Raw genomic sequence first — 20319 nt, forward strand, 5'->3', positions numbered from 1 at the left:
CAGACAAGTCAGCCAGCTAGGAGGAATAAATGTGGCATTTGGCACAATTGAAAAAGTATCGGGACCACTGGTCACCGCCTCAGGATTAAGTGGCGCAAAAATCCACGAAATCTGCAAAGTCAGTGACAAGGGCCTTATCGGTGAGATCATTGAGATCAAAAAAGGGCTGGTTTCGATCCAAGTATACGAAGAAACAGCGGGAATCGGACCAGGCGAGCCCGTGGAAACGACAGGCGCACCATTGTCTGTCGAACTAGCACCAGGTTTGTTGACTCAGATGTTTGATGGGATCCAACGACCATTAGATACGTTTATGTCGCAAACAGAAAGTGATTTTTTGGAACGAGGGGTTACCATCGATCCACTGAATCGCCAAAAGAAATGGACCTTTGTCCCTCAAGTACAAGTCGGTGATACCGTACAAGGTGGCGACATTTTAGGTTCAGTACAAGAAACATCGGTGATCGAGCATAAGATCATGGTGCCACCAAACTATGAAGGAACCGTCAAAGAAATCATGGTAGGGAATTTTGCTATTACTGAAGTGATCTGTGTCTTAGAAACCATTGAGGGTGAAAAAAACTTGACGATGGTTCAGAAATGGCCGGTTCGTCAACCACGTCCCGTTACTGCTAAATTAAATCCAGGCGAACCACTGGTCACTGGACAGCGAGTCATCGACACCTATTTTCCAGTGGCAAAAGGCGGCTCAGCTGCCGTTCCCGGACCATTTGGTGCCGGAAAAACGGTTGTTCAGCACCAAATTGCTAAATGGTCGGATGTGGATATCGTGGTCTATGTCGGCTGTGGCGAGCGAGGCAATGAAATGCGGGATGTTATGAATGAATTTCCTGAACTGATCGATCCAAATACCGGCAAGTCAATCATGGAACGAACGGTCTTGATCGCCAATACGTCGAATATGCCAGTTGCTGCTCGGGAAGCCTCAATCTATACAGGAATCACGATTGCAGAATATTACCGTGACATGGGCTATAGTGTTGCTATCATGGCAGACTCAACATCACGTTGGGCAGAAGCGCTGCGGGAAATGAGTGGACGATTGCAAGAGATCCCAGGAGATGAAGGCTATCCGGCGTACCTTGGAAGTCGAATTGCGGAATACTATGAGCGAGCGGGGCGTTTCCATTCATTAGGCACACAGCCTCGGGAAGGAAGCATTACCGCAATTGGTGCGGTTTCACCTGCTGGTGGAGACATCTCAGAACCGGTCACCCAAAATACCTTACGAATCGTGAAAGTCTTCTGGGCATTGGATAGTATGCTGGCGCAAAAACGGCATTTTCCTTCCATCAACTGGATGAATTCCTATTCCCTTTATGAAGATCAAATCAATTCTTATTTAGATCAATTATTAGGCGATCGCTGGTCGGAGCTAGTCAATGAATCAATGGCGATTCTCCAAGAAGAAAGCCGTTTAGAAGAAATCGTTCAATTGGTAGGGATGGATTCTCTTTCTCAAAGAGACCGTTTGACAATGATGACAGCCCGTTCTTTGAGACAAGATTACTTGCAGCAAAACGCCTTTGATGACGTTGACACGTATACATCTCGCAATAAGCAGTTCAAAATGTTGGAGAATATTCTTTACTTTAATGAACAAGCCCAACGTGCACTGCAGCTAGGTGCTTACTTAGATGAGATCACAAAAGGAACGGTTGATCTGCGTGAGCGCATCGCCCGCAGCAAATACATTCCTGAAGAAGAATTGACCCGCTTGGATACGATCAAGCATGACATCAAAGAAAAGTTACAACGAATCATTGAAACTGGAGGTGTTCATTGATGTTAAAAGAATATCGTACAGTTTCCGAAATTGCCGGCCCTTTAATGGTGGTCGAAAATGTTCGAGGCGTTAAATTCGACGAACTCGTTGAGGTCCGCATGGACACAGGCGAGATCCGTCAAGGACAAGTACTGGAAGTCAGTGATGACAATGCTGTTGTCCAAGTATTTGAAGGTACCAGTAATTTGAGTGCTGAAGAAAGCAAAGCAAGGTTTCTAGGAACTGGTTTAACTTTAGGGGTTTCTCTAGATATGATGGGTCGGGTTTTTGACGGTTTAGGAAAACCAAAAGATAATGGCCCGAGAATCTTGCCCGAAAAACGCATCGATGTAAATGGTGAAGCCATCAATCCGATGGCACGGGACTTCCCGGATGAATTTATCCAAACTGGGATTTCAACGATCGATCATTTAAATACATTAGTTCGTGGACAAAAATTACCAATCTTTTCTGCTTCTGGTTTGCCTCATAAAGAGATCGCTGCTCAAATCGCACGACAAGCAACAGTACCCAGCCAAGAAGGCAATTTTGCGATCGTCTTCGCAGCAATTGGGATTCCGTTTGAAGAAGCTGAATTTTTCGTGGATGAATTCCGCAAAACCGGTGCATTAGATCGATCTGTTTTGTTTATGAACCTTGCCAACGATCCAGCAATCGAACGGATCGCTACTCCTAAGATGGCATTGACTGCAGCAGAGTATTTGGCTTTTGAAAAAGGCATGCACGTCTTAGTGATCATGACCGATATGACGAACTACTGCGAAGCATTGCGAGAAATCTCCGCTGCCCGCCGAGAAGTTCCGGGACGTCGCGGCTACCCAGGGTATCTATACACCAACTTAGCTACACTGTATGAACGGGCAGGACGTTTGATGGGCAAAGAAGGATCGGTCACACAGATTCCGATCTTAACGATGCCAGATGGCGATAAAACCCACCCGATTCCTGATTTGACTGGCTATATCACAGAAGGACAAATCATTTTGTCGCGGGACCTTTACAAACGCAATATCAATCCGCCAGTGGATATTTTGCCAAGTCTTTCTCGGTTGAAGGACAAAGGAACGGGAGAAGGTAAGACCCGTGCAGATCATGCGGCAACGATGAATCAAATTTATGCCGCCTATTCCGATGGGAAAGCTGCCAAAGAGTTATCGATCGTTTTAGGAGAGTCTGCCTTGTCTGATCTTGATAAAAAGTACGCGCGTTTTGCAGATCTTTTCGAAAAAGAGTATGTCAACCAGGGATTTGAAACCAACCGGACGATTGAAGAAACGTTAGATTTAGGCTGGAAGCTATTAGCTACCTTGCCAAAACAAGAGTTGAGCCGTATCAAAGAAGAATTTATCGACGCCTATTACCCAACGGACGAGGATGTGAGTTCTTAATGGCGATCTTAAATGTCAATCCAACTCGGATGGAACTAAGTCGTTTGAAAAAACGGCTGACGACGGCAACCCGTGGTCACAAATTATTGAAAGACAAGCAAGATGAGCTGGTGCGCCAATTCATTCAGCTAGTAAAGAAAAACCAGGAGCTTCGTAAAAAAATGGAAACTGCGCTGCAAGCAGGGATGGAAGAGTATGTGCTGGCTTCTAGTAGTATTCCCGATGTCGTTTTGCAAGAAGCATTTATGATCCCTTTAAATAAAGTGACCCTAGATGTACAAAGTCGGACCATCATGAATATGGATGTGCCAGTGTTAAATCCTGTTTACGAAGAAGAGAGCTCCGATGATGACTTTTCCTACGGTTTTGTAAGTACCACCAGTGAGCTGGATCTCTCGTTGTCTCATCTTGATCAGATGCTGCCAGTGATGCTTCAGTTGGCCGAAATCGAGAAAACCTGTCAACTGATGGCCAATGAGATCGAGCGGACGAGGCGAAGAGTCAATGCGTTAGAGTATATGACGATTCCCAAGCTGACGGAAACCATTCAATACATCGAAAGCAATCTGGCAGAAGACGAACGAGCAACATTGACCCGCTTGATGAAGGTCACAGATATCATTGCGGAAAATGAAGCAAAGTAAGGATTTTGCCAATCATTTGGAAGAATCAAAAAAGGCACGTAGAAGGGGGTTCCTTTCTACGTGTCTTTTTGCTTGTTAAGAGCGTAAGAGCAGTTGGTCATCTTTTAATTCAGCACCACTATTTTGATGGAACATTTCCATCAATTCAGGGACTGTTAAATGTTGCTTTTGCTCACCGGCAATATCCACGACGATCTTGCCTTGATGAAGCATGATCAGGCGATTGCCATAGCGAATGGCATCTTCCATATCATGAGTAACCATGAAGGCCGTCAACTGCTGTGAACGAATCAATTGATCGGTCAATGCCATGACAGTCAACGAGGTTTTTGGATCTAGGGCAGCGGTATGTTCATCTAATAAAATCAATTTAGGTTGTTGCAATGTTGCCATCAAGAGGGTAATCGCTTGACGCTGTCCGCCTGATAACAAACCGATCTCGGCAGAAAGACGATTTTCTAAGCCTAAGTTTAGACTGGCTAATTTTTCTTGGAAAAACGCGCGATTTTTTGCTTTGACGCCTGTCGCAAACCCTCGGACTTGGCCCCGTTTGTAAGCAAGTGCTAAGTTTTCTTCAACAGTCAAACGAACCGCTGTCCCCATACGTGGATCTTGAAAGACTCGGCTAATATCCTTTGAGCGTTTCGTAACGGATAAACGGGTGATGTCTTTCCCATCTAAGGTGATTTTTCCTTGTTCTGTTGGGATCGTTCCTGCAATACTGTTTAAAAGGGTCGATTTTCCGGCACCATTGCCACCGATGATCGTGATAAAATCTCCGGCATTCATCGTCAGGTCAATGCCTCGCAAGACATGGTTCTCATTGATCGTCCCTTTTTCAAAGGTTTGGTGTAGATTTTCGATTGTTAAGACTGAAGTCATTAGGATTGGCCTCCTTTGGTTTTTGGCAGCATCTTTTTAAGTCCTAGTTTTGAACGAAGCTGCGGTAACGAGAGGCAGATGACTAAGACGATTGCGGATGCCAGTTTGATATCATTGGCTTCGACATTGAACTCGAAAACGACGGCCAGGATAAAGCGATAAACGATCGCTCCAATCACGATGGTGATCAACCGCAAAAGCAAAGATTTATTGGCAAATAAAACTTCTGCAATAATGATCGATGCTAAGCCAATCACGATCGTACCGATTCCGGAGTTTAGGTCAGCAAAACCGTTGTTTTGGGCTAAAAGAGCACCTGAAAGGGCGATACAGCCATTAGAGATCATGTAACCGATGATCTTCATATTATCGGTGTTGATGCCGTTGGCTTCACTCATAGCTAAATTATCACCTGTTGCGCGCAATGCTAAGCCGATCTCTGTACGGAAAAAGAGGAACAAGCACAAAATGACGATAGCTGCGAAGAGAAAGCCCGCAAGAATCACGGCATTGTTTTTGGTCAGACCCATTGCTTGAAATTGGGTGAAGACCGTGTCTTGTCCTAACAAGGCAATGTTGGGAGCACCCATCACACGATTTGTGATGGAATAAAGCCCAGTCATCGTGATGATCCCGGCCAACAAGGCTGGGATCTTTAGTTTTGTATGCAGTAGTCCGGATACCAAGCCGGCTAACATGCCACCGCCAAAGCCCATCAAACTGGCTAGTATGGGGGAAACGCCATTCGTAATACTGATTGCAGCGATCCCTGCACCTAATGGAAAACTTCCTTCTGCAGTTAAATCAGCGATATCCAGAATACGGAAGGTCAAAAATACCCCGATTGCCAGCAATGCCCAAAGGATCCCTTGAGAGGTGGCAGATTGTAGTAATAGTAAGAACGTGTCGACTAAATTCATATGATTTCCTCAAATCTAAAATAGTATGGTTATTCTGGGGCAGTGATGCTGGCAGGATCAATCCCTAAAGCTGCAGCCATTTCTTCATTGACGACTAACTCTAAATTCTCCGCTGTTTCAACGGGTGTGGTAGCTGGTTCTGCATCGCCATCCAAAATTTTTGCTGCTAGTTTTCCTGTTTGAATGCCTAGTGATTTATAGTCAATACCATAAGTTGCTAGAGCTCCATCATCGACTTGTTCCACGGAACCTGCGACGATCGGTGTTTTGGTTTCTTTCGCCACTTCACCGACGATTGCAGCAGCAGAGGCAAAGGTATTATCTGTTGGAATATAAATGCCATCGACATCTTTTGCCAGGCTAGTGGTCACTTGCTGCACATCATTGGTGGTATTGGCGGTCAATACTTTAACGTCGACTCCAGCAGCTTTTAAGGCTTCTTCTGCCAAGTCTGCTTGAATTTTCGAGTTAGCTTCACCTGCATTATACATAATGCCGATCGTCTTGGCGTCAGGGACGATGCTTAACAGCAAATTGATCTGCTGCTCAATGGGTACCATGTCTGACGTACCGGTGATGTTGCGACCGGGTTCTTCATTTGAGTCGGCTAATTTTGCCCCAACTAAGTCAGTAACTGCGGTAACCACGATTGGGGTATCAGTGGTTTCATTTGCTAACGAAACAGCAGCAGGGGTAGCGATGCCCAATAAAAGATCAGGGTTGGCATTCACTAGGCGTTCGCTCATACTTTTTAAGTTGTCTTGACTGTTTTGCGCATTTTGGTATTCGATCGTCAGGTTTTCACCTTCTGTGTAGCCCGCTTCTGCTAAGCCTTCTTTAAATCCTTCGTAGGCGGCATTCAAGGAGCCATGTTCCACGAGTTGCAAGACACCGACTGTTTTTGATCCGTCGTTTCCCTCAGAAGCATTGTTTGATTCCCCACAAGCTGCCAGTGCCAGTAGTGAAGCCGTTAATAATCCAGTTGTGATCCATTTTTTCATTTTCATTGTAACTCCTCCTATAAACGTTTCTTTTTTAATTGGGGTTTACCTGAACAAAAAAATCCATTCAGACAATCGTCTAAATGGATTCGATCCTATACCAAGCGTAAACGTATATTGGCAACCATTTAGAAGATTTTCTACATGGCTGCAAGTTCAAGTTAAAATGCTTTAGCCATCATAGATACAAACAAAACTCGTTTTGCGGTTTGCATCCATAATGTGTTATGAATACAAACTATCTAAAGTAGCTAAAGTAAAAGATATTCAGTTGTGGGGACACGGTCGTTTTTAACATAAAAAAGTTCCTCCATACTTGAATTGTTTTTAGTATAGACAAAAAAAAGCGGACTGTCAAATGTTTTTCCTGAATTATCTGAAAATTTTTGAATAACAATCAGAAAAAGTCTGAAAAAGATGCTTTGTTTCAACAAATTAAAAAGAAAGAAAAAAACTTTGTTTCATCAAGCTTTCTTGCTTGAAAATAAACAAAGTTTTTCTTAACATCACTCGTTTTCTTCTTTATAATAACGAATGGTATTTTTGATTTCACGAATACTGTAAAGCAGATCATCCTCAAAGGATTGATCTTGATCAATATCGATGGTCTCATTGAACATTGCTTCGTATTCAGCGATCGTTAGTTTTTGACGGGCATCAAGTAACGTTTGGTGAGCAGCTTGTGCTAACTGTTTTTCATAACCGGGTACCAATACGCCGCTGAAAAATTCAGCAACCGCTCCTGAGCCGTAACTAAACAGTCCTATCCGATCATTGGCTTGTAAGCTGGAGGAATTTTCCAATAAAGAGATCAAGCCTAGGTACAATGAACCCGTATACAAGTTGCCGGTACGACGACTGTAAACGATCGATTCTTCATAGCGAGCCATCAGGCGTTCTTGTTGCGTTTCTTCTTCTTCGGCAAAAACAGCCAATAAGGCTTTTTTTCCCATTTTTGTATAAGGAATATGGAAACTCAATGCAGCGTAATCTTTTGCTGTGCGTTGCGTTTTTTCGCAATGGGCTTGCCAAACTTGTTTAAAGGAATCGATATAGACGGCATTTGACAAGTGGCCATCTACCATTGGATATTGATGACCAACGGGACGCCAAAAATCATAAATGTCTTGCGTCAACATCAAATTATCGTTATCCAACTGCAAAATCGCTGGATCTGCAGAGATCAGCATAGCAACTGCACCTACGCCTTGAGTGGGCTCTCCACCGGAAGCTAAGCCATACCGGGCGATGTCTGAAGCCACCACCAAAACTTTGCTTTTTGGATTGGCTTGTACGTGGGCTTTAGCAAACTGTAAGCCTGCTGTTGCGCCATAACACGCTTCTTTGATTTCAAAGGAGCGGGCAAATGGTTGAATACCCAATAGGCGATGCAAAACCACTGCCGAAGCCTTTGATTCATCGATGCCGGATTCTGTGCCGACGATCACCATATCAATTGCTTGTAAATCTTCTTTTGTGAGGATATCTTTTGCCGCATGCATGGCAAAGGTGACGATATCTTGCGTTTTTTTATTGACCGCCATTTGATCTTGACCGATCCCGATCGTAAATTTATTTGGGTCGACCTCTCGGGCGTGAGCTAGATCAACCATATCTATAAAATAGGGGGGGACATAAAAATTTATTTTATCAATACCAACGTTCATTCCGTCGCTCCTTTATGTTCTACGTACTTAGTAGGCTACACGTTCTAAGGTATCATATTTTTTGAAAAAAATGAAAAAGAATTGATTAGAATTTAAACTTTATTAAAGAAAGTAGAAAAGGGCACAGCAAGCTGATGTGGGGTATTCTTTTTTGGAGGATTTAATGATATATTTCAAGAGGAGGTGACGTACGTGGAAGAAGTTGTCATTATCGACGCACTAAGAACGCCAATTGGCAAATACCATGGGTCATTAAAAGAATATTCAGCAGTAGAATTAGGAACAATTGCTGCGAAAGCCTTGTTGGCAAGAAACCAACAAGCAAAAGAACATATCGCACAAGTGATTATCGGAAATGTCCTGCAAGCAGGCAGTGGGCAAAATCCAAGTCGCCAAGTTTCCCTGCAAAGTGGGCTTTCTTCAGATATTCCAGCCTCAACGATCAACGAAGTTTGCGGTTCGGGAATGAAAGCGATTCTAATGGGCATGGAGCAAATTCAGTTAAACAAGGCATCAGTCGTCTTGACAGGTGGGATCGAAAGTATGACGAATGCGCCGCTATTCAGTTATTATAACAAGGCGGATGATCAGTATTCAAATCCAGTATCAACAATGATGCATGATGGCTTAACAGACGCTTTTAGCAGCAAACCGATGGGCTTAACGGCTGAAACTGTTGCAGAAAGATATGGCATCACTCGACAAGAACAAGATGAATTTGCCTACCACTCCCAAATGAAGGCTGCCAAAGCACAAGCGGAAAAGAAATTTGAGCAAGAGATCGTACCCGTGACCGAAAAGTCTGCTACCGTTTCCCAGGATGAAGGCATTCGCGCCGCTACGACAGTCGAAAAATTAGCTGAACTAAAAACGGTTTTCAAAAAGGACGGTACGGTGACTGCTGGGAATGCCTCAACCATCAATGATGGGGCTGCCATGGTCTTGATCGCCTCAAAAAGCTATTGTGAGGAGCATCAGATTCCTTATCTGGCAGTGATCAAAGAGATCGTTGAAGTTGGCTTTGCCCCAGAGATCATGGGAATCTCACCAATCAAAGCAATCGATACTTTGCTGAAAAAGCAAGCACTGTCGATTGAAGATATCGGTATTTTTGAAATCAATGAAGCCTTTGCAGCTTCCTCGATCGTAGTAGAACGTGAACTTGGTTTGGATCCCAAGAAAGTCAACCGTTACGGTGGGGGCATTTCCCTTGGCCATGCGATTGGAGCAACCGGTGCTCGGATCGCAACGACCGTCGCTTATCAGCTAAAAGACACACAAGAACGTTATGGGATCGCCTCTTTATGTGTCGGTGGCGGGTTAGGGCTAGCGATGCTGTTAGAAAACCCTTCGGCGGCAGCAAGTCAAACCGATTTTCATGAAGAGTCGGCATCAGAAAAAACAGAAAAAAAAAAGTTTTACGCCCTTACGCCTAACGAACGACTAACCTTTCTTGAAGCACAAGGGGCGATCACAGCAGCCGAATCCTTGGTTTTTCAAGAAATGGCATTAGACAAGGAAATTTCCAATCACTTGATCGAAAACCAGATCAGTGAAGTGGAGATTCCCTTAGGTGTGGGGTTGAATCTGCAAGTGAATGGCAAGAGATACAATGTCCCGTTAGCCACAGAAGAACCTTCTGTGATTGCAGCGATGAGCAATGGAGCAAAAATGGCTGGGCCCATTACAACGACCAGTCAAGAACGTTTGCTTCGAGGCCAGATCGTCTTTATGACTGTTCAGGACCCGGATGCCATTTTGGCAAAAGTCAACACAGAGCAAGCGGCGATTTTTGCAGTGGCGAACGCGGCGTATCCCTCGATCGTAAAACGCGGTGGGGGCTTACGACGAGTGATTAGTCGGAACTTCTCGCCAACAGAATCTGAATTAGCAACAGCCTATGTCTCAATCGATTTGTTGGTTGATGTCAAAGATGCCATGGGCGCCAACATCATCAATTCGATTTTAGAAGGAGTGGCCGACCTCTTTCGGAAGTGGTTCCCAGAAGAAGAAATTCTCTTTAGTATTTTAAGTAATCTTGCCACGGAATCGTTAGTAACAGCCACTTGCTCCGTGCCTTTTGACAAACTGAGCAAGATCGGAAAGGGTAGACAGGTTGCCGAAAAAATCGTTCATGCAGCTGATTTTGCCAAGATTGATCCATATCGTGCCGCCACCCATAACAAAGGGATCATGAATGGCGTTGAAGCGCTGATTTTGGCTACCGGAAATGACACTCGCGCCGTTTCGGCAGCTTGTCATGGCTATGCTGCCCGTAATGGTCGCATGCAAGGGCTGACTTCTTGGAAAATAGTAGAAGACTGTTTGATTGGTAGTATCACACTTCCGTTGGCGATCGCCACAGTCGGGGGTGCCACAAAAGTATTGCCAAAAGCCCAAGCGGCGTTGGCTTTGACCGGTGTTGAAACGGCGAGTGAGTTAGCTTCGCTAGCGGCAAGTGTCGGGTTGGCTCAGAATCTGGCAGCTTTGCGGGCATTGGTTTCAGAAGGAATTCAGCAAGGCCATATGAGCATGCAAGCCCGTTCATTAGCTATTTCAGTTGGGGCAAAAGGAACTGAGATCGATCAGCTGGCAGCTAAGCTGCGAGCGGCGAGTCAAATGAACCAAGAGCAAGCCCGTAAATTTTTAACAGAAATACGCAACTAAAAAAGGTTCTCTAGGGAAATTCCTAGAGAACCTTTTGTTTATCGTTTAGAAATCGCCGTGTGGGCATACGCCTCGATCAATGGAATGACTTCTAGTTTTACTTTGTATTTGCGTTCTAGAGCGGTTTCGATGGTAAAAGTATCACTTTCTGTTTCAGAAATTGTTGCTAGAACACGATCTTCTTTCGGGGAAGCTTCGATCACGGTCGTTTCTCCTGAAGATTGTTTTGCAGAAAATTTAGGGAATGCTGCGATTTTTTCGGCAAATGCTGAAAAAGTCATGGATTCGTCAGAATCATCAGCCGTTGATTTTTCCACTTCTTTAGTTTTAGTTGATGCAGGTCTAGTTGGTGCCGTTTCTTCCTTCACTTCTGCTGGTTCTTTCGCAGGAGCGGAGGTAGGTGCCGCACTTTCTTGCGGATTGGTCGGTAACCAGTAAGCAGCGATCTCATCGACTAAGTTATCGCTGAAACGATCAAGTAAGCCAGCTTCTAAGCGTTGAATTCGTTTCACGACGATTTTGAAGTTCTCATCTAAAGGAACAGCGATTTTTTGTTCTTTGGGTGTTTCCTTCAACAATTCAATCAATAATTCCTCTTGATTTTTAGGATTGATATAAACAGTTGTCGGAAGGTCGAACTTATCTGCTGTTTTGCGCTCGATCGCTGTAAACAACTGTTGTCGAGCTGTTTCATAAGACGGGCGGAATTGTTGTTTCAATTTTGCTAATTGTTTCTTTTTCATAATCTTCTCCTCTCGATCACTATCGATTATAAGGAAAATTTGCAGAAAAGAACAGTCATTCTCATGAAAAAATACAAAAAAAATTATATATTTCCTGAAAAAACGCCAGCGCTGCTAAAGAAGCGGCGTTGGCGTTTCTACTAGATCATTGATTTGATGGTACTTAGGCATTAGGATCAAAAGCTCCTTGTCTCCAGTGGCGACTAAGTAGTTTTCCCAAAGAAAAAAGCGTACTTCCCCAGTGAGTTTCTCAGCCAGCATCTGCTGATAGTCGCTAGACGACCATTGACGCGCCGGAAAATGTTGGACTTTGTCTGGCCATACAAGAAAAACAAAATCAGCATGTAAGGCTTTTTGAACAGCAGGGGAGAGGTGAATCAAATCAGTTGTCTTCATAGGCTTCTCCTTATAGAGAGTAAAATTAAAACCCTGTCGTATCTGGATTGGTCGCTTTCCCAACGACACCATCTAATTGATCGATCGTTTTCATGTCTTCTTCAGATAGCTCAAAATCAAAGACATGGATGTTTTCTTCGATCCGACTCGATGTGACTGATTTTGGTAATGGCAAGAAACCATGTTGTAAAGACCAGCGTAATGCAACTTGAGCGATTGATTTTTGATGCTTTTCAGCTAATGCTTTCATTTCTGGTACATCAAATATCTTCCCGGTACCTAATGGGCTGTATGCTTCAAGCAATACATCGTGTTCTTGGCAATAAGTTACCACTTCTTCTTGTAACTCGCCAGGTGCAAGGAAAATCTGATTGACCATTGGGAAGATGGTCGCTGTTTTTTTCAATTCTTCAAAATGATGAGGCAAGAAGTTGCTGACCCCGATCGCTTTGATTTTGCCTGCCTGATACAGTTCTTCAAAAGCGCGCCATGTTTCTGCATTCGCTGTTTGCCAGTTGTCACGAAAGGCTACTGGGTTTGGCCAATGGATTAAGAAAAGATCGATATAGTCTGTTTGTAGTTTCTCTAAGGACTCTTCAAAAGAAGACATCACAAGATCATAGGAATGGTTCGCATTCCACAATTTTGTAGTCAAAAAGAGTTCTTCGCGGGTAATGCCGCTTTCTTTGATCGCTTGACCAACACTGGCTTCATTTTTATAGCCTTGGGCTGTATCAATATGGCGGTAACCTACTTCCAGTGCTTTTTTGACTGATGCTACGGCAACGTCGCCGTCTGGTGTTTGCCATGTGCCAAAACCTAACTCAGGGATGGTTACATTGTTTGATAACGTATAGCTGTTCATGTTCATTCCTCCGTTTTCTGTGATACCTTTAGTTTAGCAGACGAGGACGGATTTTCCAATGAATGCATCTTTCAAAAAGGAAGTGGCCAATAAGAAAAATGACGTTTGGCTCTTGTCAGTTCGCCTATTTTTTTTGTACACTAGACAAATGGATAAGGAGCGTAACTAATGGATATTTATTTGAAACATGCGATATTACACATTATTGACCGTCAAACTGGTGATCCGGTTTTTTCTCAAGTTGAACTCGATTTGACCACGGAATACATCCGCGATTATTTGACGAAAAAAATACAGAAACTTGCAACACCGCAAACCAAAACAGGGCGTTTACTCGAAACATCAATGATCGCTCAACTGGTCCAACAAGCACCCAAAGACTTTGTCGCAGCCAGTGAAGCGATCGTCCAACGGTGGTATGAAGCGTACAAGGAAAGTGAAGATGCACCAAGTGCGGATGCCTTTGTGGTCTTGTATGAATTTGATACAAGAATGCAGTTGGCGTTTTTGAAGGTCAACTATCAAGACGGCTATACGCACTTTATTGATAATGGGGAAGCTGGGATCGAAAACAATCTGATTTTGCATCGTGCCTTACTAGCAGGTAAAACTCAAAAGGCCGATGAAGGGATCACAATTGATGTGGAGAGCTTAGACTTTGAACTGATTGAAAAGAAATATAGCTTTTCAGGTGAAAAATATGCCTACTTTTCAACGAAAGTCATTGATGCCGAACCGATTCCCTCGTTAGAAGAAAACGTCAAAGTCATCAAAAAAGTAGCGGAAAAAATTGGTCAGAAATTTGAAACACCTACCTATAACGTTGTTGCCGATCTAAAAGAAGCGGTTTACGACACGATCGAAGAGTCAGGACACATTGATGTCAGTGAAGTGGCGCAAAAAGTCTTTAAAGACAATATTACCGCTCAGCTTTCTTTTCAAGAAGAAGTGGCTGAAAAAGGATTTGTCAATCAGGCACCAATGATGCGGGATGTCCGTGAGATCTCAGAGAAAAAATTCGGGAAACAAAAACTAAAATTATCTAACGGGATCGAATTGATCGTTCCTTTGGATGTTTACCGAGATCCAAATTTGATCGAATTTATCAATAATCCAGACGGAACGATTTCCGTAACGATCAAAAATGTAGAAGAAGTAATTAATCGGATGTAGGACAAAGGTCTTATGTGTGGATGATGCGGAGCTAACAACATAGAACGAGCACAAAAAAGCAGAGATTCCTCTTTAAGTAATGAGGAGTCTCTGCTTTTTTTCTGGATATCTTTGATCAATATCAGCAATTATTGATCGGTCAGTTTCTCAAGGGCGGCTTTGGGAATGTCTTCTTCAGAAACTTCTTCCCAGCTCAGAACACCTTTATTAGGATTGACCAATAATTTCAAATAGGCACCTTCTCTTAAAGGCGCGGAACGGTGCTCATTCATTTTGACCGTTTTGACTTCTCCAGAGGAACTGTAAGCGTCTTGTGTGTAACGGTAGACATCTTCGGCAACTCCGTTATCACTAATTTCCGTGTCGTGCTCGCCGGCATCCCTGATGACTGTATAGTAGTCACTTCCACCATAGTAATAATGATAAGTAGCAAAACAGCCACCAAGGAAAATTGCTGCAAAAACCAGCGTTGCAATGATTTTTTTCACATTTCTCACCTCATCTTCTATTATTCATAAAAATTGTCCTACGTCCAATAGATCGAAAAAAGCAAAGAAATTCTTAGGGATTAGCAGACGAGACATCTCACTTGACTTTGACTAATTTTGACCTATAATAAGAGTAGATTTAAACTTACAAAAAATAAGTTGATACTTATGAATTTGGAAGCGTAAATCGCAAAATATGATTCGAGTCAAAGAACGACTCAACTTTCTCTAGGAGGGAAACAATATGGCAAAACAACATTATGATCGTAGCAAACCCCATGTTAATATCGGAACGATAGGACACGTCGACCATGGGAAAACAACCTTGACTGCTGCTATTACCACAGTTCTTGGGAAAAAAGGACTTGCCAATCCGCAAGATTACGCAAGTATCGACGCGGCTCCTGAGGAACGCGAACGTGGTATCACCATCAATACTGCCCATGTAGAATACGAAACAGAAAAACGGCACTATGCCCATATCGATGCACCAGGACACGCGGATTACGTGAAAAATATGATTACAGGGGCTGCCCAAATGGACGGCGCAATCTTGGTCGTATCAGCGACAGATGGCCCAATGCCGCAAACCCGTGAACATATTTTGCTTTCTCGTCAAGTGGGTGTGAAACATTTGATCGTCTTTTTAAATAAAACAGACCTTGTCGATGATGATGAGTTGATCGATTTAGTTGAAATGGAAGTCAGAGAATTGCTGACTGAATATGATTTTCCAGGTGATGACATTCCTGTGATCAAAGGCTCTGCCTTAAAAGCCTTGGAAGGTGACCCAGAGGCTGAAGCAGCGATCTTAACGCTGATGGATACGGTAGATGAATATATCCCAACACCTGAACGAGACACTGATAAACCATTATTATTGCCGATCGAAGATGTCTTTTCAATTACTGGACGGGGAACCGTTGCTTCCGGTCGGATCGATCGCGGAACAGTAAAAGTCGGTGATGAAGTAGAAATCGTCGGAATCAAACCTGAAACACAAAAAGCAGTCGTGACAGGAGTAGAAATGTTCCGTAAGACGATGGACTTTGGGGAAGCTGGTGATAACGTAGGGGTATTATTACGGGGAATCACCCGGGATGAAATTGAACGGGGCCAAGTGTTAGCAAAACCAGGTTCCATCACACCACATACGAAATTCCAAGCAGAAGTCTATGTGTTGACAAAGGAAGAAGGCGGTCGCCATACCCCATTCTTTAATAACTATCGCCCACAATTTTACTTCCGTACAACGGACGTAACTGGGAATATCGTTTTACCAGAAGGAACGGAAATGGTTATGCCTGGTGACAACGTAACGATCGATGTGGAATTGATCCATCCAATCGCTGTGGAAAATGGAACGACTTTCTCCATTCGTGAAGGTGGACGAACAGTTGGTTCTGGTATCGTGACCACGATCGAAAAATAAAAATCAGTGAAACAGTGCTTCCATTATCTGAAGGAGCACTGTTTCCTTTTTCATGTCAGACCAGCAACAATCCCTCCATCAGCTTAGGATTGCTTGTTTTTTTCTAAATAATCTTGTGATTTTATTAAGGATTTTTTAGGAGAGAAAAAATTCTAGTCAGCCTGTTCATTTCATAGTACGATAGATTCTGACTTAGAAAAGATGGGATGTATTTGATGAGAAAAATTCGACGTTTCCTAGGATTTGTACTGAAGCTTGCACTCTTGGTGCTGCTGATTGGAGCAGGGGTTTGGGGCTATCGAAACTACACGGCATTGAAAGCTGTCTATGCGTATGAAGCGGAAATCGCACAGCAGACACAAGCCCACGACATCTCTGAATATCAGTCTTTAGCAATGAGTATCATGCTGACGGAGTCAAAAGGACAAGGCAATGATCCGATGCAAAGTTCTGAAAGTGTATATGGAAAACAAAACCAATTTGATACGCCAGAACAAAGCATCGAACAAGGGGTTTCTTATTTAGCCGAGTTGATCGAAAAAGCAGAGCAAATGAACTGTGATCTTTGGACCGCAGTCCAGGCTTATAATTTTGGTACAGATTATATTGATTATGTCGCTGAACGGGGTGGCGTGAACACCTTAGAATTAGCAGAAACATATTCCAGAGAGGTTTTATCCCCGTTATTAGGCAATGATACAGAACAAACCTATCGTTATTGGGGCATCCAATCGGTCTTTTATAATGGCGGTCATTTGTATCACAATGGCGGCAACATGTTCTATGCGGATCTAATAAAATTGAACCGATGGAAAATCGATGTTACGGCAGGGTTCTTTTCCTGATCGTCACAAAATAACTGAAGTAAAAAAGCTTGAAATACAAATAGAATATGGTAAAATCATTATGAGTGATTCCGTCTAATTATTCTTCGCACTGATACCTATTAGTGCGTTTTTTTACCTAGTAAACGATGAATACTTACCAAATGGAGGTGAGTGGATGGCACGAATTCCTCAAACGATCATTGACGACATTCGCGAACGTAGCAATATTGTTGATATCGTGGGACAGTATGTCCAGTTAAAGAAATCTGGAAAGAATTATTTTGGTTTGTGTCCCTTCCATAATGAGAAATCACCTTCTTTTTCCGTTGCAGAAGACAAACAAATTTTTCATTGTTTTGGTTGCGGTCGTGGGGGCAATGTTTACGGTTTTTTGCAAGAGCTTGAAGGCATCAGTTTTCCTGAAGCAGTCGTCAAAGTAGCAGAAATGAACGATATTCCTCTTGATCCGCAATACCAGCAATCAGAAGGCATCAATGAAGCGACCTCACAAACGAGTCAATTGATTGCGCTGCATGAAAAAGCCGCCGAGGTCTATCATCACATGTTGGTGAATACGGCTGCTGGCCAAGAAGCGCTTGATTATTTATTGGATCGCGGATTGACGATGGCATTGATCGAAGAATTCAATATTGGTTTTGCGCCGAATGAACGCTCGTTTTTGGAGAAAGTCTTTTTGAATGAACAAGCCAAAGCTGAATTTTTTCCTGATACAGGGCTCTTTGTTCAACGAAACGATGGCTCATTGGCAGACCGCTTTTACCAACGAATCATGTTTCCGATCCGTAATCCTCAAGGAAAAACAATTGGTTTTTCTGGTCGTTGGCTAGCAAGCGAAAAAGTTGGTGATCAAGACCAGCCGAAATATTTAAATAGTCCAGAAACGATCCTTTTCAACAAGCGCGAGGTTCTGTTCAACTTTGACAAAGCACGCCGTGCGATGCGCAAAGATGGCCAAGTGTATTTATTTGAAGGATTTATGGACGTGATCGCCGCTTGGCAGGCAGGAATCGAAAATGGGATCGCCTCAATGGGGACCAGCTTGACCAATCAGCAGATCGCCCATATCGAGCGAGTGGCACAAGAAGTGATTCTTTGTTACGATGGAGATAGTGCAGGGGTTGAAGCGACAAACCGCGGGATAGAGCTTCTGCAAAACAATAGTCGTTTGAAATTATCTGTGGTGCGAGTGCCGGAACGGATGGACCCAGATGAGTATTTGCGCAAATATGGGACAGAAGCTTTTTATAAACTAGCTGTCCACGGCAAAGAAACCGTTTTTGCCTTCAAGATGGATTATCATCGGATGAATCGCAATTTAGCCAATGAGAAGGAGCAACTGGACTATGTCCAAGTTGTTTTAAATGAATTGCAGCGTGTGGATTCTTTGTTGGAGCAAGACCGCTATTTGACTCAGTTGTCTACAGAGTTCAATTTGAGTCGTGAGACCTTGCAGCAGCAGCTCAAGCAAAACCGGCAAGAGCAACGGACGATGCAAGATGTAGCGCCACCGCCGCCAACAGACACCCCTGTGGTCTTTACGCCGCCTACACGGCAGCAGCCCAAAACACAGGTGGAAAAAGCGCAAGAATTATTATTGTACCGTTTATTTCATGACAGTACGTTAAACCATCGCTTTCGAGCGAGTGGTATATCCTTTATCCATGATCGTTATCAACAACTGTATCTGCTGTTTGATGCGTATATGGAAACAGAAGAACACTTTGTTTTAGCAAAGTTCTTAGATTTTTTAAAAGAAGATTCAATGAAAAAAATGGTGATCGATATTGCAGATCTTAAAGCTTCTGAGGAAGGGTCTGAACAAGAATTTCAGGACATTCTGCAGGTCTTTCAAAAGTCGGGCATTGCTGAAGAAATCAATCAAAAACGAATCCAGCAGCAAGAAGCAAGACAAATAGGAAACCAGCAATTAGAACTTGAACTTGCAATCGAAATCATTGATTTGACCAAACGGTTGAAACAAGCTAAATAGCGAACTGAAAGGGGCTTTCTTTCATGGCAGAAGAAACAAAAAAAACGTATGACAAAGCAGTTGCCGAATACATCCGAGAAAACAAAACAAAGGGGCAAGTTGTTTACGATGACATTACCAATCGTTTAGCAACGCCTTATACTTTGGATGCTGATGCAATGGACAAACTAATTCAAAAACTGGAGGATTCCGGCATCAGTGTCGTGGATGAAAATGGAGAGCCTTCAGTCCATAGTTTAAAGAGTAATGAAAAACGACAAGAAACCCAACCTCAAGAAGATTTGTCTGCACCGACTGGTGTGAAAATCAATGACCCTGTGCGGATGTACTTGAAAGAGATCGGTCGGGTACCGCTTTTGACCGCAGAAGAAGAAGTGGCTCTCGCTCTGAAAATCGAAGAAGGCGACCAAGAAGCGAAACAGCGTTTGGCAGAAGCCAACTTACGTTTGGTAGTCAGCATCGCCAAACGTTATGTGGGTCGGGGAATGCAATTTCTTGATTTGATCCAAGAAGGAAACATGGGCTTGATGAAAGCCGTTGAGAAATTTGATTATCGCAAAGGGTTTAAATTCTCGACCTATGCGACCTGGTGGATCCGTCAAGCGATCACTCGTGCCATCGCTGACCAAGCTCGAACCATTCGGATCCCAGTGCATATGGTGGAAACCATCAACAAATTGATTCGTATCCAACGGCAATTATTGCAAGACTTAGGACGCGAACCGACACCAGAAGAAATCGGCGCAGAAATGGATTTGCCAACGGAAAAAGTTCGTGAAATCTTGAAGATCGCTCAAGAGCCCGTTTCATTAGAAACACCAATCGGTGAAGAAGATGATTCTCATCTAGGTGATTTTATTGAGGACCAAGATGCTACAAGTCCGGCAGAGCATGCGGCTTATGAGCTTTTGAAAGAGCAATTAGAAGATGTATTGGATACGTTAACTGACCGTGAAGAAAATGTGCTACGCTTGCGTTTCGGAATCGATGATGGCCGTACTCGGACCTTAGAAGAAGTCGGCAAAGTCTTTGGGGTAACCAGAGAACGGATTCGTCAAATTGAAGCAAAAGCGTTACGGAAACTACGCCACCCATCTCGTTCAAAACAATTGAAAGATTTCTTAGAATAATTAAGGTTTATTGACTTTCCAAAGGCTCCCTTTGGAAAGTCTTTTTTGTTCAGGTTTTGTCATCTCTCCATAGGATAAGTAAAGAACTTAATAAAAACGTAACCAAGCAAGTGTTGGCTAATTGCCTAGAATGTGATAAATTTAATTTTGTGCATCTGCACAATTGAGTAATAAAAAAGAAATGCGAAAAAAGACCCATTATTTGTCGGTCTTTGAAATAGGAAGCAGTGAGCGCGTCAAGCGTTTGATCTGGTAGGGTACTGCTTCATAGAAGGAAA

At 43.2% G+C, this 20319-nt stretch carries 17 protein-coding genes; 9 read left to right on the plus strand and 8 right to left on the minus strand.

The genetic code is table 11. From position 1 onward, the window contains the following. The first annotated feature begins 31 nt into the window (after nucleotides 1-31). Genes IGI86_RS05060 through IGI86_RS05070 form a run of 3 tightly spaced genes read left to right on the plus strand, consistent with a single transcriptional unit; the run spans nucleotide 32 to nucleotide 3839 of the window. Nucleotides 32-1807 carry a V-type ATP synthase subunit A gene (locus tag IGI86_RS05060; RefSeq protein WP_008380990.1) on the plus strand — a complete coding sequence of 592 codons (1776 nt, stop codon included), beginning with the start codon at nucleotides 32-34 and terminating at the stop codon, nucleotides 1805-1807. Then, complete coding sequence (locus IGI86_RS05065) at nucleotides 1807-3195, plus strand: V-type ATP synthase subunit B (protein WP_005237151.1); 1389 nt, start codon at nucleotides 1807-1809, stop codon at nucleotides 3193-3195. Before IGI86_RS05060 ends, IGI86_RS05065 begins: the two co-directional genes overlap by 1 nt. Continuing rightward, nucleotides 3195-3839, plus strand: a complete 645-nt coding sequence (locus IGI86_RS05070) for a V-type ATP synthase subunit D (protein ID WP_005229243.1) — start codon at nucleotides 3195-3197, stop codon at nucleotides 3837-3839. The genes IGI86_RS05065 and IGI86_RS05070 overlap by 1 nt, the downstream gene beginning before the upstream one ends. Before the next feature lie 75 nt (nucleotides 3840-3914). Here IGI86_RS05070 and IGI86_RS05075 read toward each other — a convergent pair whose 3' ends face one another. The 4 genes from IGI86_RS05075 to IGI86_RS05090 form a co-directional block, all read right to left on the minus strand. Beyond that, nucleotides 3915-4721 (minus strand): ABC transporter ATP-binding protein, encoded by an 807-nt coding sequence (locus IGI86_RS05075; RefSeq protein WP_005237149.1) that lies wholly within the window; start codon nucleotides 4719-4721, stop codon nucleotides 3915-3917. Further along, nucleotides 4721-5641, minus strand: coding sequence for an ABC transporter permease (locus IGI86_RS05080; protein ID WP_005237148.1), 921 nt, complete (start codon nucleotides 5639-5641; stop codon nucleotides 4721-4723). The genes IGI86_RS05075 and IGI86_RS05080 overlap by 1 nt, the downstream gene beginning before the upstream one ends. Before the next feature lie 29 nt (nucleotides 5642-5670). Further along, on the minus strand, nucleotides 5671-6648 hold the full coding sequence (locus IGI86_RS05085; RefSeq protein WP_005237146.1) for an ABC transporter substrate-binding protein: 978 nt from the start codon (nucleotides 6646-6648) through the stop codon (nucleotides 5671-5673). A 500-nt stretch (nucleotides 6649-7148) separates the two neighbouring features. Then, a complete protein-coding gene (locus IGI86_RS05090) occupies nucleotides 7149-8309 on the minus strand; it encodes a hydroxymethylglutaryl-CoA synthase (RefSeq protein ID WP_016613067.1) in 1161 nt (386 codons plus the stop codon). A gap of 192 nt (nucleotides 8310-8501) precedes the next feature. Between IGI86_RS05090 and IGI86_RS05095 the strand changes: the two genes are divergently transcribed. Continuing rightward, nucleotides 8502-10976 (plus strand): hydroxymethylglutaryl-CoA reductase, degradative, encoded by a 2475-nt coding sequence (locus IGI86_RS05095; RefSeq protein ID WP_430608221.1) that lies wholly within the window; start codon nucleotides 8502-8504, stop codon nucleotides 10974-10976. 38 nt (nucleotides 10977-11014) lie between these two features. Here IGI86_RS05095 and IGI86_RS05100 read toward each other — a convergent pair whose 3' ends face one another. The 3 genes from IGI86_RS05100 to IGI86_RS05110 all read right to left on the minus strand — a co-directional run bounded on the left by IGI86_RS05100 (nucleotide 11015) and on the right by IGI86_RS05110 (nucleotide 12986). Then, nucleotides 11015-11719, minus strand: coding sequence for a hypothetical protein (locus IGI86_RS05100; RefSeq protein ID WP_196044173.1), 705 nt, complete (start codon nucleotides 11717-11719; stop codon nucleotides 11015-11017). 114 nt (nucleotides 11720-11833) lie between these two features. Next, on the minus strand, nucleotides 11834-12115 hold the full coding sequence (locus IGI86_RS05105; RefSeq protein WP_016613070.1) for a hypothetical protein: 282 nt from the start codon (nucleotides 12113-12115) through the stop codon (nucleotides 11834-11836). A 25-nt stretch (nucleotides 12116-12140) separates the two neighbouring features. Then, a complete protein-coding gene (locus IGI86_RS05110) occupies nucleotides 12141-12986 on the minus strand; it encodes an aldo/keto reductase (protein ID WP_430617779.1) in 846 nt (281 codons plus the stop codon). A 162-nt stretch (nucleotides 12987-13148) separates the two neighbouring features. Here IGI86_RS05110 and IGI86_RS05115 point away from each other — a divergent pair, with 162 nt between their 5' ends. Next, nucleotides 13149-14153 carry a nucleoid-associated protein gene (locus tag IGI86_RS05115; RefSeq protein ID WP_430617780.1) on the plus strand — a complete coding sequence of 335 codons (1005 nt, stop codon included), beginning with the start codon at nucleotides 13149-13151 and terminating at the stop codon, nucleotides 14151-14153. Between the two features lie 128 nt (nucleotides 14154-14281). Here the strand turns inward: IGI86_RS05115 and IGI86_RS05120 are convergent, their stop codons facing one another. Beyond that, on the minus strand, nucleotides 14282-14641 hold the full coding sequence (locus IGI86_RS05120; protein WP_086332196.1) for a YxeA family protein: 360 nt from the start codon (nucleotides 14639-14641) through the stop codon (nucleotides 14282-14284). A 244-nt stretch (nucleotides 14642-14885) separates the two neighbouring features. On the opposite strand from IGI86_RS05120, the gene tuf reads away from it, so the two are divergent. From tuf to rpoD, 4 genes are all read left to right on the plus strand, one after another. Then, complete coding sequence (tuf, locus tag IGI86_RS05125) at nucleotides 14886-16073, plus strand: elongation factor Tu (RefSeq protein WP_005237121.1); 1188 nt, start codon at nucleotides 14886-14888, stop codon at nucleotides 16071-16073. A gap of 215 nt (nucleotides 16074-16288) precedes the next feature. After that, nucleotides 16289-16918 (plus strand): lysozyme family protein, encoded by a 630-nt coding sequence (locus tag IGI86_RS05130; RefSeq protein WP_196044174.1) that lies wholly within the window; start codon nucleotides 16289-16291, stop codon nucleotides 16916-16918. Nucleotides 16919-17075: 157 nt separating this feature from the next. Further along, nucleotides 17076-18911: a DNA primase gene (gene dnaG / locus IGI86_RS05135; protein WP_430617781.1), complete on the plus strand. Its 1836-nt coding sequence runs from the start codon at nucleotides 17076-17078 to the stop codon at nucleotides 18909-18911. Between the two features lie 23 nt (nucleotides 18912-18934). After that, nucleotides 18935-20041, plus strand: a complete 1107-nt coding sequence (gene rpoD, locus IGI86_RS05140) for an RNA polymerase sigma factor RpoD (protein ID WP_005229298.1) — start codon at nucleotides 18935-18937, stop codon at nucleotides 20039-20041. The last annotated feature ends 278 nt before the right edge of the window (nucleotides 20042-20319 follow it).

Origin of the sequence: Enterococcus sp. AZ188 (genome assembly GCF_050544075.1) — a bacterium.
Lineage (GTDB): Bacteria > Bacillota > Bacilli > Lactobacillales > Enterococcaceae > Enterococcus_D > Enterococcus_D entomosocium.